Source organism: Candidatus Accumulibacter aalborgensis, assembly GCF_900089955.1.
Classification (GTDB): domain Bacteria; phylum Pseudomonadota; class Gammaproteobacteria; order Burkholderiales; family Rhodocyclaceae; genus Accumulibacter; species Accumulibacter aalborgensis.
On the sequence record NZ_FLQX01000031.1, the window covers coordinates 1 to 5812 of the forward strand.

3 protein-coding genes are annotated in these 5812 nt (G+C 50.9%); 2 read left to right on the forward strand and 1 reads right to left on the reverse strand.

The features are described 5' to 3' along the window. Positions 1-236: 236 nt before the first annotated feature. Entirely contained in the window at positions 237-776 is a 540-nt protein-coding gene (locus tag ACCAA_RS02955) for a tetratricopeptide repeat protein (protein ID WP_245754406.1), read from the reverse strand. Between the two features lie 369 nt (positions 777-1145). Between ACCAA_RS02955 and ACCAA_RS02960 the strand changes: the two genes are divergently transcribed. After that, entirely contained in the window at positions 1146-1661 is a 516-nt protein-coding gene (locus tag ACCAA_RS02960) for a pilin (RefSeq protein WP_186405762.1), read from the forward strand. Positions 1662-1759: 98 nt separating this feature from the next. Beyond that, positions 1760-5485, forward strand: a complete 3726-nt coding sequence (locus tag ACCAA_RS02965; RefSeq protein ID WP_186405763.1) for a fused MFS/spermidine synthase — start codon at positions 1760-1762, stop codon at positions 5483-5485. The last annotated feature ends 327 nt before the right edge of the window (positions 5486-5812 follow it).

Genomic DNA, 5812 nt, shown 5'->3' on the forward strand with positions numbered 1-5812 from the left:
TCAGGCTCATTCCTGGGTGGAAATACGCGCCTCGTTCAGGCTCATACCACATTGGAAAAGGCTCGCAGTGACATCGGCCTCGTGTCTGAGCTATAGTCAATCCTGGCAGGACCTTCGAGCATCTTCCTCCTCCCTCGGTGAGTTTGCACTTCCAAGGGTACGAGATTTCGGGGGTCCTGCCACTCTCCCGCAAGACTTTCACCAAGCCCAGCACCGGGCCTTGGCCGGAATGATGATCAAGGCCAGCGTTCAAACGCTTGCATTTGAGCTTGAGCGATGACATGACCAAATGCGGCAGCTTTGGCAAGCCACATAATTCCAACGTTCTTGTCATGCGACACACCGTTTCCATCCATATAGCACCGGCTAAGCAAGCTCATGGAATCAGCGAAGTTCTGTTTGGCTGCTAGTTCCAGCCAGTAAACAGCACTTTTCGGCTTGTCGTTTGAGAGGAAAATCAAGGCTAGTTCATTTTGTGCCTCGGCATCTCCTGCGTCTGCTTTTTCAAGGACTTCGATGTCCTCAGGCTCTAGCGGTAGGCATAGGTGAGGCATGATCAAATCCAAAGGGATCATTACTCTACCGCTCTCGGTAGTACGTGTCATAGAGCCATCTGAAAATTTTCTGAAAAAGGTTCGTTCACTCCACTCGGTTAGGGCTATCGCTGTTGGAAGGCTAATGCAGGTCATGCTATCCCTTTCGTTCTGATGTTTTTCATCATAGCAGCTAAAAACAACTGCCGCACAGCTTCTGTGGCAGCGATTTTTCGCTGCCATGGCCCGCTTCTCCGCTGTCATCAGGCCTAGAACTAAGGATTCTAGTCTGGCATATTACTTGCTTTAACGAAATCGGCAGCGTTGGTTTCGCCTTCGCTACTTGTCCAGGGCCTCGCCACTCGGAATGCATACACTAAAGGCTGTTTATAATTACTTTTCAATGCCTTGGGAGATTCGTCGGTAGTCCAAACCTTGTCTGTCCTAGCATGGCTAAATGGTTCGGGAGGCGAGACGATCTACAAGGAGGCAACCAGCGGTAAAATAAGGCTAAACAAATCATACGGTTGATGTACTTTGCCCATATGCAATTCGAGTGCCGATGCCTTGGCTACTTGTCACTTGTCTTATCACTGAATTTTTGGAGGAAATATGAAATACGCGCACATCAAACAACAGGCACAAAATGGCTTCACACTCATCGAACTGATGATCGTTGTGGCAATTATCGGTATTTTGGCAGCGGTGGCTTTGCCTGCATATCAGGATTACACGGTGCGGGCAAAAGTGACCGAAGGGCTGTCACTTGCGAGCGCTGCCAAAACTGCAGTTGCAGAAAATGCAGCCAATGCTTCTCCGTTTGATGGTGGGTGGACGGCTCCGGCAGCTACTAGGAACGTAGCCAAGGTTGAAATTGCTCAATCCAGTGGCGCGATTACGATCACGTATGCTAGTTCGATCGGTAGTGGCGCTACGTTGATCTTGTCGCCTGTGGATGGCAGCGCTGCATCGGGTGCTGCGTTGGTAGGAACCTCTACAGGAAGCACCATTCCGTCGGCCGGTTCAATTAGCTGGATCTGCAAGTCTGCGGGCAGCACCAATGCAAACTCTGCCGCGGCTGCAGGCACCATTGAGGATAAATTTGTTCCGGCGTCTTGCCGCACCTAATTGAGTGGTTTGTTGGGTATAAAAAGGCGCCGTTGGCGCCTTTTTATCGTCTGAAACCTTAAGCCTACCAAGAAACAATTTGTGTTTGGAAACAATTAATGATCGAAAACCCCCCGAAAAGATACCCAATAGAAGCTCTCAGAATGTGGGCGGGTATTGTGCTGGTCATGGCCATGGTCGCCGAGCTGTTGCACACCTTGCTGGCTGGTGGTCCCGTCGCGCGGTCATTTTTCCCAAACTCAAAATGGCAGGACTGGACCTTTATTGTCGGAGCATTTCTTGGCTTGCCGGCGGCTATCCTGTGGCTTGGAAAAAGGTGGCCGATGTCAGCTTCAAGGCAACCGTGGTGGGCTTTAGCAGGCGGGTTTGCGACTTTTTTATACCAATGGCTGTTTAATAATTTAGACAGTTTTAATACCGAGGGTTCGGTAATCTGCCTTGCTTTGAGTCCACTGGGCCTACTTGCGCTAATGCATGCGGTATCAGGGCTGGTTTTTCGGCGAAAAACTGAATGTTTCAGGTGGACTATTGATTTTTCTGAACTTGTGGTTCTTGTGGTGGGACTGGCGCTCGCGACCAATGCGGCGCTTGGCGTAACTCGCATTATTTTCCCGGCAACTTGGGACTATCATATTTTTCGGATCGACGGTGCATTTAACGGCCTAGCATCCCAGAGCGCGCTGCTGAACATCAGCGCGCCACCCGTTGTTCAAGCTTTTACACACATGGCCTATGCGGTCCTGATTTTTGCACTTTACGCCATGGTTGGATTGGCGATGCGTAAAGATGCGATCACTAGTTTGCGTGTCTGGCGAACACTCGTTGTTCCCTTTGCATTGGCATTTGTTTTCTACGCATTATTGCCGGTGTCGGGTCCTGCTTACGCTTTCTTTGATAACCAATTCCCTGCAAATATGCCGAATGCGTTTGGGGTCGTTGCCAAACAGGTGATCGTTCCCCCCGCTTCTCGAAATGCAATGCCTTCAATGCATTTAACTGGCGCTTTGCTAATTTGGATGTTGTCTATCGGACTCAGATTGCGAGTGGCAATCTTGTTTTCATCGGCACTGGTACTTGCCACGGCTTGGGCGACTATTGCAACGGGGGAACATTACGTTTTGGATTTGATTGTTGCACTTCCGTATGCTGCGTTTTTGGGTACTGTCCTTATTTGGCCTGAACGCTTATGCCACCAGTGGAAGACCTCGGCACCGATTTTTCTGGCTGGACTTTGTTTTCTTGTTTGGATGATCGCGCTACGAGTTGCGCCACTGTGGATATCAGAGCATGCGTGGTTTGTGCGCATATTTTCAATGTTCAGTGTTGTGTGCGCGGGAGTTGTTTTTTGGGACATGGCACAACTGTCTAAAAATCAGAGTTCTCTCCGCATTAACCAGCGGTCAGTAAATGAGCAACCTCTTCACGCAGTGACGGCACCGCTATGGGTCATTGGAACCTTTGCTGCATCGGGTATTGCCGGTTTAATTTACGAAGTTGTCTATGCCAAAGCCTTGGCTGTTACGTTTGGTAGCTCATCGCTAGCCTCTTATACCGTATTGGCAACTTATATGGGAGGTATGGCGCTCGGCGCTTGGGTGGGGGGTTATGTGGCTGATCGGTCACGTAATCCTTTACGTGCTTACGCAGTTTGCGAGGCCTTGATTGGTCTGTACGCGGCGCTGACTCCAAACTTATTTACGCTTGTCCAGAATGTGTACGTGAACTTCAGCTTGGACACACCACCTGATGCAGGCTGGTTAACCATTTTGAGGATAGGTTTGGGCGTGATATGTCTTGGGCTGCCTACCTTGCTTATGGGCGCAACGATGCCGCTTATGTTCAAACACCTGCGTGGACTGGGTGTATACAGCCAAGGCGCTATAGCACCGCTCTACGGCGCCAACTTGACGGGCGCAGCCGTAGGCGCTGTCATTGCCGGCTATTTGATTCTTCCCTCTGTTGGCCGCAACGGTGGCACCTACCTCGCGGCCGTCCTGAGCCTCATCGTTGCGCTTTTTGTACTTGATCGTGGTAATCGCCCCGTGCAAGGTACGCAAGATGAAATTGGACTGATCAACGCACATGTTGATCAGTCCACCGTGGCGACGGTTAACGCCCGATTCGGCGTCACCGCACTTACCATCCTGTTTGTAGGTGGCGCGGTGACCCTTGGCCTAGAAGTTAATTCCATTCACCTTTTGGCGGTGGTCGCGGGCAACAGCGTCTACGCTTTTGCGTTGATGCTTGCAACTTTCCTTGCGGGCCTTGGCTTGGGATCGCATGCCGGCGAATTGTTAATGAAACGTTTTTCGCGTCTCGATCTTGTTGCTTGGGCCCAGTGCAACGTGGCATCTGCCATAGGCGTGACGGCGCAGACTTGGGATGACATCCCCTCCTACTTCTCAAGTTTTTCCATCTACCCAGTGCAACTTGATTTCGTCGCTCGGGAAACTATTCGTGCCATGGTGTGCGGAACAGCGATGCTGCCGGCAGCCTTTTTTATTGGCATGAGTTATCCGGCGGCTATGAGTTTGGCCTCGGACTGGTTGTCACCACGAGGTGGTGCGACGGGCCTCGGACGGGCGAGTGGGATAAATACTTTAGGAAATATTATTGGTGTCGTATTGATCGGGTTTTGGCTGCTGCCAACATTCGGATCTCGCGATAGCGCATTTGTACTAGCAGCGGTTGCACTTTCCCTTGGATTGTTGGCGCTTGTGGTGAATAGAGGTTCTTTAGTATTGAGTAGTGCCATGAGGATCAAAACGTCATTGCGATGGTCGCCGATGCTCGCAGCATGTGCTGCTATTTGGGTTTTTCCAAGCCATTGGAACTATGACGACCTTGCCACAGGCAGCAACGTCTATTTTTCCTCTCAACGCTGGGGAAAAGTAGTTGACCATGCGGAAAGCGTGGAGGGTGGGTTGACTTCTGTGGCAAAGAACTCAATGGGGGTTTCAACGTTACTTACCAACGGGAAGTTTCAAGGAAACGATTCAACCGGCGGTGAAATGGTCGCACAGGAGTCTTTTGCACTGTTCCCCTTGTTACATACTTCTGCTCGCGACACAGCGCTAGTGATTGGTTATGGCACAGGCATGACAACACGGGTGCTTCACGAATCTGGCTTCAAACAGGTGGATGTGGCTGAGTTGTCTAGGGACATTGTGGTGATGGCAAACCGCCATTTTGGCAGCATTAACCACGCAGTAACGGACAGACCAGGCGTTCGCATGCACTACACAGATGGACGAAATTTTCTGCTCACGCAAACCCAGAAGTTCAACTTGATCAGCATCGAAATTACAAGTATCTGGTTTGCTGGTGCCGCAAACTTGTATAACCAAGATTTTTATGCTTTAGCGAAAAAGAGGTTAACAGATAACGGTGTGTTGCAGCAGTGGGTTCAACTTCATCACATCTCACCTATAGATTTGGCCTATGTAATGGGTTCAGTGAGATCCGAGTTCAAATACGTATGGTTGTATGTCCGTGGAGGGCAGGGAATTATCGTTGCGTCCAACCATGCTGATTCTCTTCAGCAATCGAGTGATGCAATGGTTGTGGATGGGAGTCGCGATTCGAACGACGAGCGCCAACCCAAACAATTGCGATCACATCTTGTACTTTCACCCGATGGAGTTGACCGCTTTATCTCAAGTCTTGACCCAAGTATGAGTCGCCTTGTATCGACGGATAGCAATCTTTACCTTGAGTACTCAACTCCAAAAGGTAACGCCTTGGGTGACGTACTTCAGAGCAATCTGCACTTTCTCTCAAGCTTTGAGAGCGTTGATGTAGGCTGGGTAAGCGCTCTGGAGTAACGATCCCCCGGCAAAGCCGGGGGCTTTCCGTCGCTGGCCCCTCAAAGGGGCCTATTCGCGACGGTCAAAAACTTTCCTTTCGTCTTCCGCAACCTGCCATACCGAATCTTGACAAAGCCATGACGCAGTGCCAGCGTTGAAACGTGCAAAAAGCGACTCCCGGAAATGTCAAACTGAGGCCTTGATCATCATTCCGGCCACCCCCGCTACGCCGCCATCGGCATCAGATAGGGCCGCTTGGGCGGTCGGGGTCGTCGGCGCGCCGGTCGTGGGGGCAGCGGCATGCACTGGAGCACCTGCGCGAACAGTGTTTCGTGGGCGCGGCCA

Bases quoted from the DNA above. Each gene is read 5' to 3' on its own strand.
- ACCAA_RS02955 (WP_245754406.1), bottom strand. From the start codon at position 776: ATGGCAGCGAAAAATCGCTGCCACAGAAGCTGTGCGGCAGTTGTTTTT.
- ACCAA_RS02960 (WP_186405762.1), top strand. From the start codon at position 1,146: ATGAAATACGCGCACATCAAACAACAGGCACAAAATGGCTTCACACTC.
- ACCAA_RS02965 (WP_186405763.1), top strand. From the start codon at position 1,760: ATGATCGAAAACCCCCCGAAAAGATACCCAATAGAAGCTCTCAGAATG.